This is a genomic window from Vreelandella maris (assembly GCF_013371085.1).
Classification (GTDB): Bacteria; Pseudomonadota; Gammaproteobacteria; order Pseudomonadales; family Halomonadaceae; genus Vreelandella; species Vreelandella maris.
Genome location: NZ_JABWCV010000015.1, coordinates 1 through 16043, shown reverse-complemented (window position 1 = coordinate 16043; position 16043 = coordinate 1). Strand labels below are relative to the sequence as shown.

At 55.1% G+C, this 16043-nt stretch carries 16 protein-coding genes; 6 read left to right on the top strand and 10 right to left on the bottom strand.

Features of this window, described 5'->3' with window-relative positions; translation table 11 throughout:
- Window positions 1–29: 29 nt before the first annotated feature.
- Entirely contained in the window at window positions 30–1700 is a 1671-nt protein-coding gene (locus HUO07_RS13720; RefSeq protein ID WP_176304052.1) for an isovaleryl-CoA dehydrogenase, read from the bottom strand.
- Window positions 1701–1900: 200 nt separating this feature from the next.
- Between HUO07_RS13720 and HUO07_RS13715 the strand changes: the two genes are divergently transcribed.
- Window positions 1901–2194 (top strand): hypothetical protein, encoded by a 294-nt coding sequence (locus tag HUO07_RS13715; RefSeq protein ID WP_176304122.1) that lies wholly within the window; start codon window positions 1901–1903, stop codon window positions 2192–2194.
- A gap of 122 nt (window positions 2195–2316) precedes the next feature.
- Window positions 2317–2844, top strand: coding sequence for an HPP family protein (locus HUO07_RS13710; protein ID WP_101145515.1), 528 nt, complete (start codon window positions 2317–2319; stop codon window positions 2842–2844).
- A gap of 2 nt (window positions 2845–2846) precedes the next feature.
- Here HUO07_RS13710 and HUO07_RS13705 read toward each other — a convergent pair whose 3' ends face one another.
- Window positions 2847–3419 carry a gamma-glutamylcyclotransferase gene (locus HUO07_RS13705; RefSeq protein ID WP_176304051.1) on the bottom strand — a complete coding sequence of 191 codons (573 nt, stop codon included), beginning with the start codon at window positions 3417–3419 and terminating at the stop codon, window positions 2847–2849.
- Between the two features lie 130 nt (window positions 3420–3549).
- Here HUO07_RS13705 and HUO07_RS13700 point away from each other — a divergent pair, with 130 nt between their 5' ends.
- The gene (locus HUO07_RS13700) at window positions 3550–4404 is read left to right on the top strand and encodes a sirohydrochlorin chelatase (RefSeq protein ID WP_176304050.1); all 855 of its coding nucleotides are present in this window, start codon (window positions 3550–3552) and stop codon (window positions 4402–4404) included.
- A gap of 94 nt (window positions 4405–4498) precedes the next feature.
- Entirely contained in the window at window positions 4499–6088 is a 1590-nt protein-coding gene (locus HUO07_RS13695) for an ABC-F family ATPase (RefSeq protein WP_176304049.1), read from the top strand.
- 30 nt (window positions 6089–6118) lie between these two features.
- Here the strand turns inward: HUO07_RS13695 and HUO07_RS13690 are convergent, their stop codons facing one another.
- The 3 genes from HUO07_RS13690 to HUO07_RS13680 all read right to left on the bottom strand — a co-directional run bounded on the left by HUO07_RS13690 (window position 6119) and on the right by HUO07_RS13680 (window position 8499).
- Window positions 6119–6721, bottom strand: coding sequence for a cell division protein ZipA C-terminal FtsZ-binding domain-containing protein (locus HUO07_RS13690; RefSeq protein WP_176304048.1), 603 nt, complete (start codon window positions 6719–6721; stop codon window positions 6119–6121).
- Window positions 6722–6754: 33 nt separating this feature from the next.
- Window positions 6755–7210, bottom strand: coding sequence for a TspO/MBR family protein (locus HUO07_RS13685; protein WP_246286647.1), 456 nt, complete (start codon window positions 7208–7210; stop codon window positions 6755–6757).
- Between the two features lie 170 nt (window positions 7211–7380).
- Window positions 7381–8499, bottom strand: coding sequence for an alkene reductase (locus HUO07_RS13680; protein WP_176304047.1), 1119 nt, complete (start codon window positions 8497–8499; stop codon window positions 7381–7383).
- A 300-nt stretch (window positions 8500–8799) separates the two neighbouring features.
- Here HUO07_RS13680 and HUO07_RS13675 point away from each other — a divergent pair, with 300 nt between their 5' ends.
- Entirely contained in the window at window positions 8800–10356 is a 1557-nt protein-coding gene (locus tag HUO07_RS13675) for a Fic family protein (RefSeq protein WP_176304046.1), read from the top strand.
- A gap of 95 nt (window positions 10357–10451) precedes the next feature.
- On the opposite strand, the gene HUO07_RS13670 is transcribed toward HUO07_RS13675, so the two are convergent.
- The 5 genes from HUO07_RS13670 to HUO07_RS13650 form a co-directional block, all read right to left on the bottom strand.
- Window positions 10452–10826, bottom strand: a complete 375-nt coding sequence (locus HUO07_RS13670; protein WP_176304045.1) for a hypothetical protein — start codon at window positions 10824–10826, stop codon at window positions 10452–10454.
- A gap of 132 nt (window positions 10827–10958) precedes the next feature.
- The gene (locus tag HUO07_RS13665) at window positions 10959–12146 is read right to left on the bottom strand and encodes a M24 family metallopeptidase (protein WP_176304044.1); all 1188 of its coding nucleotides are present in this window, start codon (window positions 12144–12146) and stop codon (window positions 10959–10961) included.
- 69 nt (window positions 12147–12215) lie between these two features.
- Window positions 12216–12956 (bottom strand): sulfite exporter TauE/SafE family protein, encoded by a 741-nt coding sequence (locus HUO07_RS13660; RefSeq protein WP_176304043.1) that lies wholly within the window; start codon window positions 12954–12956, stop codon window positions 12216–12218.
- Between the two features lie 10 nt (window positions 12957–12966).
- Entirely contained in the window at window positions 12967–13647 is a 681-nt protein-coding gene (locus tag HUO07_RS13655; RefSeq protein ID WP_176304042.1) for a transglycosylase SLT domain-containing protein, read from the bottom strand.
- A gap of 115 nt (window positions 13648–13762) precedes the next feature.
- On the bottom strand, window positions 13763–15181 hold the full coding sequence (locus tag HUO07_RS13650) for an aminotransferase class I/II-fold pyridoxal phosphate-dependent enzyme (protein ID WP_176304041.1): 1419 nt from the start codon (window positions 15179–15181) through the stop codon (window positions 13763–13765).
- A gap of 138 nt (window positions 15182–15319) precedes the next feature.
- Here HUO07_RS13650 and HUO07_RS13645 point away from each other — a divergent pair.
- Window positions 15320–16043 (top strand): aldehyde dehydrogenase family protein (locus HUO07_RS13645; RefSeq protein WP_176304040.1); only part of this gene is annotated, 724 nt, incomplete at its 3' end.

The window sequence follows — 16043 nt, the reverse complement described above, 5'->3', positions numbered from 1 at the left end:
CATGGTCGTGAACGCTTATTCCACGGGGCTCATTCCAGGGGCTGAGCACGCTCGATGATTGCCGCGCAATCCAGCCCGGTGGGCAACGTGCCTGAATTGAGGCTGCTGCGGTCAGCAAGCCGCCCAGCACAGAACGCATCGGCCACATAAGCGGGGGCGTGCTGTACCAGCAGCGCGCCTTGTAATGCCAGGGCCATGCCGTCCGCCAACTGGCGGGCGCGGTACTGGAGCGCTTGGGTATCCTGCATCTGCCGCTGTAATTGGTGGATAAAGCGGTCAAGATGCCCATTGGCACCTTGCGCTTTGGCAAGCTCGGCGAAGTAGGCGTCGAGCACTTCGGGCTGCTTTTCAATTGCGCGCAGGATATCCAAACACTGCACATTCCCGCTGCCTTCCCAGATGGCGTTGATGGGCGACTCGCGAAACAGGCGCGCCATTATGTGAGTCTCCATCACGCCGCTACCGCCAATCACCTCCATTGCCTCGTAAGCGTGGTGGGGAGTGCGCTTGCAGATCCAGTACTTGCCCACAGGGGTAGCGATTCGCGAAAGCAGGCGCTCATGCTCATCGTCTTGATAATCCATAGCCCGGGCCATGCGCAGCATCAGGGTGGTGGCGGCTTCGCTCTCGATAGCTAGGTCGGCGAGCACATTTTGCATCAGCGGCTGCTCGCTTAGGCGCGCCCCAAAGGCATGCCGATGAGAGGCGTGGTGAATCGCCTGGGCGGTGGCTTGGCGCATTCCTGCAGCTGAGCCAATCATGCAGTCGTAGCGGGTCATGGCGACCATCTCAATGATCGTACGCACGCCACGGCCTTCGTCGCCCACCATCCAGGCAAAGGCACCGCGCAGTTCCGTCTCGCTGGAGGCGTTCGCCACGTTGCCCATTTTGCGCTTCAACTGCTGAATATGCAGTGGGTTCTTGCTGCCGTCGGGCCGCCAGCGCGGCAGCAGAAAGCAGCTCAAGCCGCCGGGCGCCTGGGCGAGTACCAGGAAGGCGTCGCACATCGGTGCCGAGACAAACCACTTATGCCCCACCAGCTCAAAAGCTTCACCCGGCCCGCCTTGGCCAATCGGGTAGGCGCGAGTGGTGTTCTGACGCACATCGGAGCCACCTTGCTTTTCGGTCATTGCCATGCCGATGGTAACGCCCTGTTTCTCAAAATAAGGCACGTTGCGCGGGTCGTAATGAGGCGCGGTGATTTTGTCTCCCCAGCTCTCAAGCAAGCTGGGCTGGTGGCGCAAAGCTGGCAGGGCAGCAAACGTCATGGTGATGGGGCAGCCATGGCCCGCTTCTACCTGGGCCTGTAAAAAGTAGTTGGCGGCCCGATTAACATGCGCACCGGGTTGAGGGGTTCGCCAGGGGCTAGCATGCAAGCCGTGCTCTACCGCCGTTTGCATAAGCTGATGGTAGGCAGGGTGAAACTCGATCAGATCAACTCGATGCCCTTGCCGGTCATGGGTGACCAACTGAGGTGCGTAACGATTGGCGTCAAAGCCCAGGGCAATGGCCTCGGTGGAGCCCGCCCACTGCCCAAACGTCTTGAGAGCGCTATTGTGAGTACCACCTTCGCGTTTAACGCCCTCTTGAAGTGCGCGGTCAGCGGTGTAGCTGTTGTAGTTTTCCAGCGTTGGTGGCTGGTTTTCCACCTGATGGGTATTAGCCTGGAGTTTGTCGGCAAGTGGATAGTGGTGCGTCATGGTGAGAACCTAGTGTCAGATAATTATATTTATTTAAACGATCGTTTTATGTCTTTAATAGTAGTTGCTTGGTGAGGAAGGCGCTAAAAATTTAGCGTAAAAAGAAGCGGGATTTGTTCTGCTTTGCTCAGTCAGCGTATTTAACCGACAATGCTGCTTATCCTTCTCAGCTTTGGGTACTATCGATGCAGCCAAATGCAATGCAGGCAAACGGTTTTTTTGACGAAATTGGCGAAACTATCGGTGAAGCCATCCGCGTGGTGGTTGAGTTTCTGCTGGGCATTTTCACCAACTTCTTCGGTGCGTTCGGCGATTTCATCGATGGCTTGACGCGTTCGCTGGGAATCAGTGATTCCTTTTTCAGCATTGCTGTCTTAGTGATTGGGCTGCTGATTCTGTGGGGCGGTTTGCGCGCTTTTCTGCGAGGCTCGATAATCGGCGGTGTTGTACGTACCGTATTGGGGCTGTTTATTCTTTCGTGGTTGATGATGTAGAGAAGCCGTTTCCGCCTAATCTGTCTTCTTGAGTCAGCTTCATCCAAGGCATGATGGATTGTCATTTGCTTATTTGGTGCATTTTGCCATCATCTGCACTCATTTTGTGCAAAGCGAGTGCAATGAAAACTTATCTAGGCAAGATGCGAGGGCAGCCCATTAAGCGCACCCGAGTGGGTTGGCAGGATGCGGTGTGGTCATGGGTTGGCGCCTTTAGCGGTATGGCGGTTATCTGCTGGTTAAGCTCGGCTTGGCTCTCGCAACAGCTGCTGATCGTAGGCTCCTTCGGGGCGACATCCGTTCTTATCTATGCAGCACCGGAAAGCCCCTTTGCTCAGCCAAGCCATGTGCTGTTTGGCAGCGTATTATCAGCGGGTATCGGCGTCGCTTGCTACCAGCTGCTGGGGGCGACACCGCTCTCGATGTCTCTGGCTGTATCACTGTCGATACTTGTTATGCAAATAACCCACACGGTTCACCCACCGGGAGCCGCGGCTGCACTGATTGCAGTAGGCGGCGGGGCTAGCGTTCATCAGTTGGGTTGGTGGTACCCGCTGTTACCGATTGGCGCAGGTAGTGTAGTGATGCTGATCATTGCTATCTTGGTCAATAACCTTGCCCGGCATCGTCGCTATCCACGCTACTGGTAATGTTAAAAGCGGCTCAACTGCTGTTCCAGGGCAAAGATATGAGCGTCTTTGGCGCCTAGCTCCCGTAGCGCCTTGGCGAGGTTGACTAAGTAGTCGCGGTTGGGGCCGCTGGGCCCATGGGCGTTGGCAATTTGCTGGGCGATTTCATCAAGCGGCGCGTCGCCCAAAAAGGCCGGGTTATCTTCGCTGGCGAGATAAATAAGCCCTTCGCTCTGTTCAGGTGTTTCGCTGCTGACATCGGTAAACGTCAGCGGCACTTTCTCCCGTAGGTAGCCGTTTTTCTCTCGAATATCCAGCGGTGCCAGCACTTCCGGGGTAATCCGGTAGGCCATACCATGGCACACCGCTCCCTCAGCGGGAATCAAAGTGGCAACCCGGCCCGGTGATTCAAGCGTACCGCGATGGTCATGGGAGCCTTGCCAAAATCGCCGTTCCCAGCCGGTGATAAACGCCGGGCGGCGCTCTATATAGGCAAAGTCCGCCTTCCAGATCAGCGAACCATAGCCAAATAGCCAAATCTCGGTATGGCCATCGAAGAAATTTCTTTGCTGGTTAAGCGCAGTGGTATCAAGCATCGGTATCAGGCAACGTTTTTAAGTCACATTTTTCAAGTAACATGGTGGGCAACGACGGTGTAAAACCACCATCTTAACATGTCATGGTTGATCACCTATTTGATCGCCAAGGCCACAACAGGAGGCTGCCATGCGCGCGATTTTTTTGGTCGATAACGGCTCGCTACGAGCGCAGGCAACGCTTAATTTACGTCGCGTGGCGGCGTCGCTTAGTGAGCTTATGGGTGAAACCGTACAGGCGGCCTCACTACTGCACTCCAATAAGATTCCCGTGGAAGAGGTTGATGGTGTTCCCGCCACCACGCTTGGCCCCGCCGCTGAACGCAGTGCCGAACAAGGGGCGACAGAGATCTTGATCCTGCCGTTCTTTTTTGGCCCCAGCAAAGCACTGACCGGCTACCTACCTGAACGCATGGCGACGCTGCAAGAGCGCTTTCCCCACGTGAAGGTGCGTGTGGCCCAGCCCTTGGTGGATGAATTGGGGGATAACGACCTGCGTTTAGCCCATCTGCTGGCCGACAACGTGCGCGAGAAGCTTCGGCTAGGTACTAAGCCCCATGTGGCACTGGTAGATCACGGCAGCCCGATTCCTGACGTTACCGCCGTGCGTAACCGCTTAGCGGGGCAGCTTAGCGTGCTGTTAGCCGATGACGTAGCGTGTGTTGCTGCTGCTTCTATGGAACGCCGCGAGGGTGATGAGTACCGCTTTAACGAGCCGCTGCTGGAAAACTTGCTGTTGTCACCCGAGTTCAATGCAGGCCCGGTCATCCTGGCGATGCTGTTTCTTTCGCCGGGGCGCCATGCGGGAGAGGGGGGCGATATCGCTGAAATATGCGCGGCGGCTGAACAGCAGCATCCAGAACTTTCCGTTACTACGACCAAGCTGGTGGGCGAACATCCAGATATTGTCGATATTCTTGCTACTCGATTGCGCCAAGCGCTTGATGATGAACGCTTTCTGCTCGATATCCCGGCAATCAACTGAATGCCCTGGCGGATGATGGATGAATGCCTGCCCAATAGCGCGTAGAATCGCGAGCCTTTCGTATTGTAAATAACACGCTAACCGGGCTCCTTTTGTGATCGCAACCGCCAATATCACCATGCAGTTTGGGGCCAAGCCCCTGTTTGAAAATGTCTCCGTTAAATTCAATAACGGCAATCGCTACGGCCTGATTGGCGCGAACGGCTGCGGCAAATCCACCTTTATGAAAATTCTCGGTGGCGATTTGGAGCCCACTTCTGGCCAGGTGATGCTGGATAGCAGTACACGGCTGGGTAAGTTGCGTCAGGATCAATTTGCGTTTGAAAACGAGCGCGTCATCGACACCGTGATCATGGGCAATGTCGAACTCTGGTCGGTGGCTGCCGAGCGCGAGCGTATTTACTCGCTGGCAGAGATGAGCGAAGAGGACGGCATGGCCGTCGCTGATCTAGAAGTGCGCTTCGCCGAGCTGGATGGCTACACCGCCGAGCCCCGCGCCGGCGAATTGCTACTGGGCTTGGGCATCCCCATTGAGCAACACACGGGCCCGATGAGCGAAGTCTCTCCCGGCTGGAAGCTGCGTGTGCTGCTCGCCCAGGCGCTATTCGCTGACCCGGATGTACTGTTGCTGGATGAGCCGACCAACCACCTGGATATCAACACCATCCGCTGGCTGGAAGATATTCTTAAAGCGCGCAGCAGCACCATGATCATCATCTCTCACGACCGCCATTTCCTGAATAGCGTCTGCACCCACATGGCGGATCTGGATTACGGCGAAATTACCCTGTTCCCGGGTAACTATGATGACTACATGACCGCCGCTACCGCGGTTCGCGAGCGTCAGCACTCGGATAACGCCAAGAAAAAGGCCCAGATTGCCGAGCTGCAGCAGTTCGTTAGCCGCTTCTCTGCCAACGCCTCGAAGGCCAAACAGGCTACCTCGCGAGCGCGTCAGATCGACAAAATCAAGCTGGAAGATATCAAACCTTCCAGTCGTGTTAGTCCGTTTATTCGTTTTGACCAGGCCAAGAAAATTCACCGTAACGCTGTCAACGTGGATGGCATTACTAAAAGCTATAACGGCGAGAAGCCGCTGTTTGAGCGCCTCTCCATGACCGTGGAAGCCGGCGAGCGTATTGCTATCATCGGCCCCAATGGCATTGGTAAAACCACGCTGCTCAAAACGCTGGCAGGCGAGCTGCACCCGGATGCGGGTGAAGTGAAGTGGACAGAAGCCGCGGATATAGGTGTTTTTGCCCAAGATCACAGCGATGACTTTGCCGTCGATGCCACGCTGTTTGAGTGGATGTCGAGCTGGACCACCGGCGGCGAGCAGGTGGTTCGGGGCGCGTTAGGACGGATGCTGTTTTCCAGCGATGATATCGGCAAATCGGTAAAGGTGATTTCCGGTGGCGAACAGGGGCGCATGCTGTTCGGTAAGTTAATCCTTACTCAGCCCAACGTGATGCTGATGGATGAGCCGACCAACCACCTGGATATGGAGTCTATCGAAGCGTTGAACCTGGCTTTGGAGAACTACCCCGGTACGCTGCTGTTTGTCAGCCACGACCGCGAGTTTGTCTCTTCACTGGCGACGCGCATTATTGATATGCAGCCGGAAGGTATTGTCGATTTCAGCGGCAGTTATGACGACTACCTGCGCAGCCAGGGAGTAGTGTGACGCTGTTTTTGTCAGCATAGCGCTGTAAGTCTATTCGCCGATAATTTGCTCAAAGGTGCTGTCAGTGGCGAGTTCGCGCTCGTCATTGAGCATTTTGCTGCTAAACACCGTCTGCATCTCTTTGGCGAGTTCTACGTAGACATGCATTTGTTGATTACGTCGCTTACGTAACGGTGGTTTCACTAATAAGCTAATACCCCTGATGGGCTCATGGGTTTCCCCACGCAGCAGGTCAGGCATTTCCCCCGGTGGAAATGCGTTGGCGATAGTGACTGGGTTAGACGGCTGTTGGCCGTCGATTAGAAATATTTTCTTGAGCGCGTCGTAGTGGGCATTTTTCTCCCTTAGCCACTGGATAAGGCGCTCGTCTGAATCTGCACTAGGCTGATCAAAGATTATAAAAAGCGAATGCTGCTTAACTTTTTTAGTTTGCTTTGAAGGTGCATATGCGTCAGGTTCTTGAACTTCGTCAGAGCTGTCTACTTGTACCGGACGAGGGGCAGCGGCTTTCGCTTTCGCTGCGCGCCGTCGGCGGCGCCAGGGTACAACGACATATATAAATATCGCTGTTGCCATTGCGCCTAATACCAGCGATGCGAAGGCGAGTACTATTATAGTAGTGGTGCGATCCATACTCTCAGAACCCTTTGTTTTTTTAATCCACGCTCAGGCTTTATTTAGCCGAAAAATAGTGGCATTGAGGGTTAGCGCCAACGCTACCCATAACCCATAAGGCACCATTAACCACGCGGCTAGCGTGCTTACTTGGGAAAACAACGCAATGGCGATAATAATTAACCCTAGTAATACCACAATATCGATCAGTGCGATGGCAATCTGTTTGCGTCCGAAGAACAGCCAGGACCACGCCGCATTGGCGAAAAGTTGTAGCACGTAAACCGCTAAGCTGGCGGTGCGCCACGCCGAGTCATCGGCCATGTAAAGCCGCCACGCAGCAATAGCCATCAATAAATACAGTATGCCCCACGCAATAGGAAAGGCGATATCCGGTGGTGTCCAGGTCGGCTTGCGTAACTCTCGGTACCAGCTATCAGGGCGAAAACGCACACCGGTACTGGCGGTTAGGCCAACCAGCAAGAGCGACACCAGTAGAGAAAACAAGGAACCAACCCCAGTAGAGAAAACAAGGAACCAACCATGTATCACCTTTTCGTTAAAACGAAAGAATCAATAGCCTAGCAGCGTTTGATAATAATCAGACATAAAAAAGCATCACCTAAGTGATGCTTTTCTGGGGAAAGGGCTCAGCCATGGGCTAAAGTTAGATTAGCTTACCCTTTGCGGTCGTAGCCATTATCCATAAACGGATAATCGGTGTAGCCCTTCTCATCGCCACCGTAGAACGTTTCGTGGTTCGGCTCGGTGAGCGGCGCATTAACACGAAAGCGCTCCGGTAGATCCGGGTTAGCGATGTAAGGGCGGCCAAAGGCGACGGCATCAGTGGAGTTTTCACTGATGCGTGTCTCGGCGCTTTCGGCATCGTAGTTGCCGCAGTAGATCAGGCTGCCGCTAAAGCGTTCGCGCATCTGCTCACGGAAACCGTTAGGGAAGGTAATATCGCCGCCCGCCCAGTTAGGCTCGTTCAGGTGCAGATAGGCGAGGCCACGCTTGGAAAGCTGCTCGGCCATGTAAAATGCCATTGCTTCCGGCTCATCGTCGGTCAACCCAAAGAGCTCGATAAACGGCGTCATGCGGATGCCGACCCGGTCTGCACCATAAACCTCAATCACCGCATCAATCACTTCCAGCGGGAAGCGGGCGCGATTTTCCAACGAACCGCCGTACTGGTCGGTACGCTTGTTGGTGCCAGTCGCCAGAAACTGGTTGAGCAGGTAGGCGTTTGCCGCGTGCACTTCGACCATATCGAAACCAGCACGTTTAGCGCGCTCGGCCGCTTGGCGATAGTCATCGACAATGCCTGGAATTTCATCGGTTTCCAGCGCACGCGGTGTGCTGGTGGGGTGCTGACCCGCAGTGCCGTCTTCAAACTCGACAAAACACTGGGCGCCTTCGCCTTTCAGCGCGCTTGGCGCTACTGGCTGCTGCCCATCGGGTTGAACCATTTCGTGTGAAACGCGCCCAACGTGCCAAAGCTGCAGCGCCATACGACCGCCTTTGGCATGTACAGCATCCACAACGTCTTTCCAGCTGGCTTCCTGTTCATCGGTCCAGATGCCTGGCGTATACACATAACCGCGGGCGGTCGCGGAGATGTTGGTGGCTTCACTAATAATCAACCCAGATCCAGCACGTTGCCCATAGTAGGCTTCCTGCATCTTGCCCGGCACGCTATCAGGCGTACGCGCACGAGTCAGCGGCGCCATGATGACGCGGTTAGGAATCGTCAGGCTACCAAGCGATGTAGGGGTAAATAGTGTTTCGAAAGCCATCAAGTAAGCTCCTTTTGAATGCTTCAATAAATAGTACGCTCCAGAATAGACCAGTTTACTAGTTAACGCCAACGACTATGTCATTCCCTTATTGATGGGGCCGTTACGCTCAAAACAAAACCCCGACAGGAAAATCAGGCGGGATGGGTATGAAAAAGAAATGAGCCGCTAGCGCTTTAGCCACAGCCTGCTTTCCGAGAATTGCATTTGCAGGCATCGTTCTACATTATTAGGTTAACTTAAACGTTATAAGGCCTGACTAGTGCGATATGACGTCAACCAAACGGCTGAAAAAACGGCATGACACCTAAACTCCCCATCAACATCGATGACTTGCTTCATCACCGCACGGTGGAAAGTGAACGCATTGAATATAAAGAAGGCTGGAACCCTGAATCCATCCTGCATACTTTGTGTGCGTTCGCTAATGACTTCCACAATTTGGGTGGCGGGTATGTCCTGGTTGGTATTGCTGAAGAGAATGGTCAACCGCAATTGCCGCCTGCCGGTTTATTGCCGGAGCAAATCGATGCCGTTCAAAAAGAGTTATTAAATCTAGGGCACTCAGCGCTTGCGCCGCACTACCACCCATTAACCGCGACCTATGAGATTCAGGGCAAAACCATTCTGGTGCTATGGGCGCCGGGCGGTGAAACACGGCCCTATAAAGCTAAAACCAGCTTGAGCAAGAAGAGTGATTGGGCCTATTACCTGCGTAAACATACCAGCACGGTGAAAGCATCGGGGCGGGATGAGCGTGAGCTGTTAAGTTTGGCGGCTACGGTACCGTTTGATGATCGCTATCGACAAACCGCGACATTAAATGACCTTTCCTCCTATTTGATGCGCGACTTTCTCCACGATATTAATAGCGAATTGGCACCTGAAGCCCGCGAGCTGGATATTGAAACCCTGGGCCGCCGAATGAATGTGGTTGGTGGGCCAAGCGAAATGGCTTTTCCTAAAAATGTAGGGCTTTTGTTCTTTAACGAGCAACCTGAGCAGCTTTTCCCCGCGACTCAGATAGATGTGGTGTATTTTCCAGACGGTGCCGGTGGCGACCATTTTGAAGAGAAAATATTCAAGGGCCCGCTGGGGCGCATAACCCGCACGGCATTGGACTACATTAATCGCAACTATTTAAAAGAGGGCGTAACAAAACACGCTGATCGCCCAGAAGCTGAGCGTTTCTGGAATTTTCCACTGGGCGCCATTGAAGAAGCAGTGGTGAATGCGGTGTATCACCGCTCTTATGAAATTCGTGAGCCCATTGAAATCCGTATTGATGGTCGGGAGCTTGTGGTGCTCAGCTTTCCAGGACCCGACCACTCTATTCGTATGCAAGACCTGCAGGCAGGTAAAGCAGTCAGCCGCCGCTACCGCAACCGGCGTATTGGCGAGTTTTTAAAAGAATTGGATTTAACCGAAGGCCGTTCAACGGGCGTGCCGAAAATTCTTCGGGTGATGAAGACGAACGGTTCGCCAGAACCGGTGTTCGAAACCGACGATGAACGTAGTTACTTTTTAATTCGTTTACCCGTTCACGAGGGATTTACGGTCGCTGAGGACACAGCATCTGCAGTACCCAAGCAAGTAGCCGAACAAGTAACCGAACAAGTAACCGAACAAGTAATGCGGTTGTTGCAAGCTTTGCTTGAAGAGCCAAGGAGCACTAAAGCTCTTCTCAAGGCGTTATCACTTACGCATCGTCCCACGTTTTTACAAAATTATTTGCAACCAGCTTTGGCACTGTCATTGATTGAAATGACGCAACCTGACTCGCCGCGTAGCCCCACCCAAAAATATCGATTAACCGATCTAGGTAAGCAAGTGCTTGCCACTAAAAATACGCATTAATGAACACCGACCCTATCATTTCCAAGGTCTGGAGCTTCTGCTAGTAATCATCATGAGCGCATACCCACTGGTAGCGAAGAAATGCTAAAGGTTGGTTAGTGCCACTTCGTCCAAGGCCAGCGCCGCTTGGCAGGGCTATCAATTTGCTGAAGGGCGCTGGCTAGCGGCAGCATGATGGCGCTCAACTGGCGGTGGCAAACGGCACTACTGAGCACCCCGGGGCACTGCTTCAGCAGCAGGTCACACTGTTGCGAGGCGATGTAAAGTTGCTCCGTAACGGGAGGTGCAAACAGTGGCTTCGACTGCTGGCAGCAGCGGGTCAGCTCGCGGGAAAGCATCGACATCATGGCGGTATCCATCCAGCAGGGCAGCGGGTCTTCCAAACGGCCAGCAATGGAATGCTGAACCGCTTCAAACGAGGTGCGTAAAAACGTGACTGTTTGGCGAAGTTGCCGCTGCTCGCTAGTCATCCCACTGATCCCTCACTACTGTGGCTATCGATGGGTACAGATCCCATCATCTACTCGAAAAATAAAGAGAGTGTTTCTCATTTGCATCTGTGGTGACGATAGCGCTACTCAATAGAAGTGTCAATGCAATCGCTATGAGGGCGCCTCAAACAGCTGCCAGTCGTTATTGGTTAGCGGCTTGGCTCCCTGCTCGGTCACCACCACGGTATCGCTGATGCCGACGCCCCATTGGCCGGGCACGCGTAGGCAGAGCGGTAAATGAAACACCATATTTGCTTCAAAGGTGCGCGACTGGCCTTTGGCGATAAAGCCCGTGCCCTCTACCCAGCTAGGCGGGAACTGCGCGCCCACGGCGTAGCCAAACACGCCGGAGAAAAAATACTGGTCGCGCTGCGGGGCGAGTAAAGCATCAACCGCTTGGGCGGCGGCGTCGAAACTATTGCCGGGCCGCATAGCGTCGCAAAGCGCCTCGAATATAGAACGGCAAAGGTCGCGAGTGGCGGAGAGAGCCGCGTTGGGAGTGCCGGTCACCGCGGTGCGCATCATGGGGGCCGTGTAGCGCTGATACGCGGCGCCGAACTCCAAGAACACTGGCTCATTAGGCTGAATCACGCGCCGCTTATGATTGACGTGTATCACACCAATGCGGTGCCCGCTGGTCACGATCGGCTGCAGGCTCATAAACTCGCTGCCATTTTCCAGCAGCGCTTTGGCACCCACCGCGGCAATATCGTTATCGGTCATGCCTGGGCGAATGCTCTGAATCGCCGTCTCTAAACCGAGTGCCGTGATACGGGCACTCTCTTGCAGCATCTCGAGTTCAGCAGGGCTTTTCACAATTCGAATGGCGTCGACTAGCGCGCCTGCTTCGCTGAATCGTTCGCGGCCAATGGTCTGCATCAATGCATCAATCACCCCAAAACGCAGCCCGCTGCTCCAGCCATCAATACCGATGTGCTGGCAGGGGGTAAGCAGATCCGCCAGCGGGGTGATGATCTCATCCAGGTTTTCCCAGCGGTAGCCGATAATCTCATCGACCCGAGCGGTGACCACCGCCGCACCGGTTTCAATGGAGGCAACTTGCAGCACTAACCGTTCTTGCGTGCAGACCAAACAGGCATGAACCGAGACTTCAAAGGTGTGGTAGCCCGTGAGGTAGTTAATATCGGCGGGGTCGGTGAGCAGCAGCGCATCTAACCCTTGCTCGGTCATCGCCTGACGCACCTTGTCCAGGCGCGCTTGGTATTCGGCAGCGGGAAAGGGCACTTCACTCTGGGCAAGTGTTTCAGTCAGGGCTTTGCGGTAGTGATGATAATCCATAGCGACCTCCGTTGATGGCTATGGTCAGTATAGGCATCAACGGCAAGCCCGCTTTTATCGCCCTCAACGCTAGCGGGTGAGCAAGAATATCCCCTGCGCAAAGTAGAAAATACCGATGCCGGTCACGATCCAGCGGGTCCAGGTGCGAAAGTTGGCATCGGTGAGGCGGTGCAAAATGCGGTTCCCCGCTTGCGTACCGAGCATGGCAAACGGTGCGGCTAGCAATACGATGCCCCATTCGCCCGCGCTAAGCGCCATGGCGGCGCCTAGGTAGAAGATGATTTTAATGCTGTGGGCCACTACTTGAATCATCGCCTTGGTGGCCACCACTTGGCGGCGGTCCATGCGTGAGCGCACAAAGAAAATATCGATCAGTGGCCCGGAAACCCCGGCTGCAATGGTTAACCCGCCTGATGCAATGCCGCAGCAAAACGCATGGCTGGCGCGGTTGGCATCCAGATGAAACCAGCGCTTAGGCATCCACACCAATATGGGCATCAAACCAATCAAAATCGAGACGCTGGCGGCATTAGGACTGTAGTTGAATAGCAGCAGTAGGCCAGCGGCGCTCAACACGCCCAGCGCCATAAACGCGACGATGCGCCAGACGATATAGTGTCGCGAGAGCCAAGCGCGCGACCCATTCGCCGTGAGCTGTATCACGCCATGCACGGCCATTGCCGTACCGGCGGGGAATACCAACAGCAGAAACCACAGCAGCACCAAGCCGCCCGCCATCCCAAATACGCCGGAAAGCATCGAGGTGAAAAACACCACGCTGACCAGCGCCACACCAATCCATAGTGACATCGTTTATTCCTTAACTACGGCAAAATGGCCAGACTTGGTAAAACTTCCGGCACTGAAACTCCGCTTCACAGCTGTTGAGTTGGGCTTGGTAACGATTAGCGCGCGCTGCTACTTCTCGACCTGCCCTCAATACCTGCGGTTTGCCGCGGTACGTGCCGCGTTGATAGCCACCGGCCCCTTCATGATAGGCGTAATAAAGGTGCTCAGGATTACTCAGCGATATTCCCGCCTGCTGTTGGGAACGGCGGTTGTACCAGCCGATAAAATCGGTGGCGTGCTTCATATGCGTTCGGCGCGCAAATAGGCTGCCCGCTTGGTCTTCGTATTCGCCCCATACCGGGTCCTGTGCCTGGGCATAACCCTTGGCTGATGAGGGACGTGGGCCGGGAATAAAGCCCAGGTAATATTTGCGATCCGGGCGGACATGGCTGCGAAACGAGGACTCTTGCTGAATAAACGACATCTGAGTCGCAATCGGCGTGCCCCATTTCTCCTCGGACTCCTGGGCGTAGTCGTACCAAGTGGGCTGCTCGCGGAATATCTCGCAGAGATTGGTTTGATCTTGAGGCGGGTTGGGGGCAAAGGTGGCGCAGCCAGAGAGCAGCAGCACAAAAGCCAGTGATGCCCAAAGGCGTAGGCGAGCGAACGCATTTGAAGAGGCAACGGTAAAACGATCAACAGGGCAGCGCATAAATGTCCTTGTGAATAAGCTCTTGTGAGTAAATCCTTGTGGATAAGTCGTTGAAAGCTTGTGGCTAAGGTGTTGAGAAGTGCTTCCTTCTTCACCCATGCGTTATCAGTAACGCCTAACGCAGCAGCGCTTCCAGACTGCGACGTAGCCGCTGTGCTTCACGCACCAGCGTTTCCCCAGACAGCATGCCGACGCCCATCACCAAGCCAACCCTTGGGTCGGTGGGCGCACACACCGGGCTTAAAGGCCGCACGATTAAATGCTCTTTCAGCAGTGATTGAGCGATTCCCACATCATTGACGCCCGGCGTAAACTCAACGCAAAGGCTAATCGCGCTGCTGGGCGGTGAAACGCTGCGTACTTGTGGTAGCGAACGCAGTTGGTCATGCAGCACCTGCTGACGCCCTAAATAGTCGCGCTGAATGCGTCGGCACCAGGCATCCAGGTCGCCATCAAAAATGAACTGGGCCAGCACGGCTTGATCCAGCATGCGCCCTTCGCGGAACAATTCGCTGCGCAGACGATTCATCGGCGCCGCCAAGTGGCGTGGAACTACTAAATAACCCAGCCGCAGCCCCGGAAACATCATCTTGGAAAACGATCCTACCAGCAAGTGGCGCTCTGATTGGGGCGAAAAGAGCAGGTTAGGGTGGTCGTCGCGATTGAACTCATAATCATCCTCGACAATGTAAGCGGGTGACAAGGCATCGCATAAGCGCTGCTTATCGGTGGCGCTGGTGGGCACGCTAAGTGGGTAGTGATGCGAGCCGGTTAGATAAGCCAGCTTCACCGGGGCAGCAGCAGGCGGGAGTATATGCCCCTGCTCTGGCAGCCACGGCACCGCTTCAATGTTTAAACCAGCCGCGGTAAAGACGTTGCGCGCTCCCCAGTAGCAGGGCGACTCCATGGCAACGGTGTCGCCCACATCTGCCAGCGCCATGGCACACAGCTCAATGCCGTTATGGGTGCCGTCGGTAATGATGATCTGCTCGATATCGCAATCAAGGTTACGCCAGCGGGCTAGAAAATCGCGAATGGCGCGCTTTAGCGGGCCATAGCCGCCCGTGGAGTAAGAGAGCAGTAGGGCGTTTTGCGGCACCGTTACGCTCGCATAGAGCTGACGCCACTTACGCATCGGGAACTGGGCGATATCAGGAATCCCGGGCACGAAGGCGCCGCTTTGAACAGTACTCGCCCCCGGCCAACGCAACACTCGTTGTGCACGTTTTGATAGCTGCACACTTGTGGGTTTTGAGACAGCAGGGGCCGACACTTTACAGCTCCAAGTGCCACTGCCATGAGAAGTCTTAAGCAGACCCTCTTTAAGCAGCGTCGCAACGGCTAGTGACAGTGTATACCGAGCAACGCCTAACGCTGACGCTAGTTGCCGGTGAGAAGGTAGGCGAGTCTGGTTAGGCCACTCCTGGGTAACCGCTTGTCTCAAAGCTTGCTCTATTCGCACTTGCTTACTTAAGCGTTCAGGTTGCTGCGCATAGTGTTCTACGAGTTGTTGTAAAGCTGACTGGCCATCCATTCTTATCCTCAACATCACAGTGCTCAACAATGTTTCAGTAAAACAGAAAAGTGGTCTAGTTGAACGCAAAAGTGGTGCATTCGCCTGCAATCACATTACTGCTAGCGTGCACGTAGTGTTATTAATCAGGAGAAGACCATGAGCTTTATCGAACAGTGGTTACATGATGCAGTGCCTGCCCTGGTGGGCAGCGAGTGGCGCAAAGGTCAGCAGAGCTTTGCCGTCGATAACCCCGCCACCGGCGAAACCATTGCCCGCGTGGCCGAGATGGGCGCCGACGATGCCCGTGACGCCGTGGCCGCCGCTTACCAAGCCGGTGCCGCGTGGCGCGCCACGCCCGTCAAACAGCGCTCGGCGCTGCTGCGCCGCTGGTTTGAGCTGATCAATGAGCACGCCGACGACCTGGCCCGCCTGATGACCCTAGAGCAGGGCAAGCCGCTGGCGGAAGCCAAAGGCGAAGTCACCTACGGCGCCTCGTTTATCGAGTTCTTCGCCGAAGAAGCCAAGCGCATGGCGGGGGAAACGCTGCCCAGCCACGGCGCCGACAAGCGCCTGCTGGTACTGCGCGAGCCGGTCGGCGTGGTGGCGGCAATCACTCCCTGGAACTTCCCGCTGGCGATGATCACCCGCAAGTGCGCCCCGGCCCTGGCTGCGGGTTGCACCGTGGTGATCAAACCTGCGGAAGCGACGCCGCTTACCGCGCTGGCAGCCGCCTATTTAGCGCTGGAAGCGGGCCTGCCTGCGGGCACCATCAACGTGGTCACCGCTTCCAAACCCGCGGCCGTGGGTGAAGTGCTCACCACCGACCCCCGAGTGCGCAAAGTCTCGTTCACTGGCTCCACCCCGGTGGGCAAACACCTGC

Bases quoted from the DNA above. Each gene is read 5' to 3' on its own strand.
- HUO07_RS13720 (WP_176304052.1), bottom strand. From the start codon at position 1,700: ATGACGCACCACTATCCACTTGCCGACAAACTCCAGGCTAATACCCAT.
- HUO07_RS13715 (WP_176304122.1), top strand. From the start codon at position 1,901: ATGCAGGCAAACGGTTTTTTTGACGAAATTGGCGAAACTATCGGTGAA.
- HUO07_RS13710 (WP_101145515.1), top strand. From the start codon at position 2,317: ATGAAAACTTATCTAGGCAAGATGCGAGGGCAGCCCATTAAGCGCACC.
- HUO07_RS13705 (WP_176304051.1), bottom strand. From the start codon at position 3,419: ATGCTTGATACCACTGCGCTTAACCAGCAAAGAAATTTCTTCGATGGC.
- HUO07_RS13700 (WP_176304050.1), top strand. From the start codon at position 3,550: ATGCGCGCGATTTTTTTGGTCGATAACGGCTCGCTACGAGCGCAGGCA.
- HUO07_RS13690 (WP_176304048.1), bottom strand. From the start codon at position 6,721: ATGGATCGCACCACTACTATAATAGTACTCGCCTTCGCATCGCTGGTA.
- HUO07_RS13680 (WP_176304047.1), bottom strand. From the start codon at position 8,499: ATGGCTTTCGAAACACTATTTACCCCTACATCGCTTGGTAGCCTGACG.
- HUO07_RS13675 (WP_176304046.1), top strand. From the start codon at position 8,800: ATGACACCTAAACTCCCCATCAACATCGATGACTTGCTTCATCACCGC.
- HUO07_RS13670 (WP_176304045.1), bottom strand. From the start codon at position 10,826: ATGACTAGCGAGCAGCGGCAACTTCGCCAAACAGTCACGTTTTTACGC.
- HUO07_RS13665 (WP_176304044.1), bottom strand. From the start codon at position 12,146: ATGGATTATCATCACTACCGCAAAGCCCTGACTGAAACACTTGCCCAG.
- HUO07_RS13660 (WP_176304043.1), bottom strand. From the start codon at position 12,956: ATGTCACTATGGATTGGTGTGGCGCTGGTCAGCGTGGTGTTTTTCACC.
- HUO07_RS13655 (WP_176304042.1), bottom strand. From the start codon at position 13,647: ATGCGCTGCCCTGTTGATCGTTTTACCGTTGCCTCTTCAAATGCGTTC.
- HUO07_RS13650 (WP_176304041.1), bottom strand. From the start codon at position 15,181: ATGGATGGCCAGTCAGCTTTACAACAACTCGTAGAACACTATGCGCAG.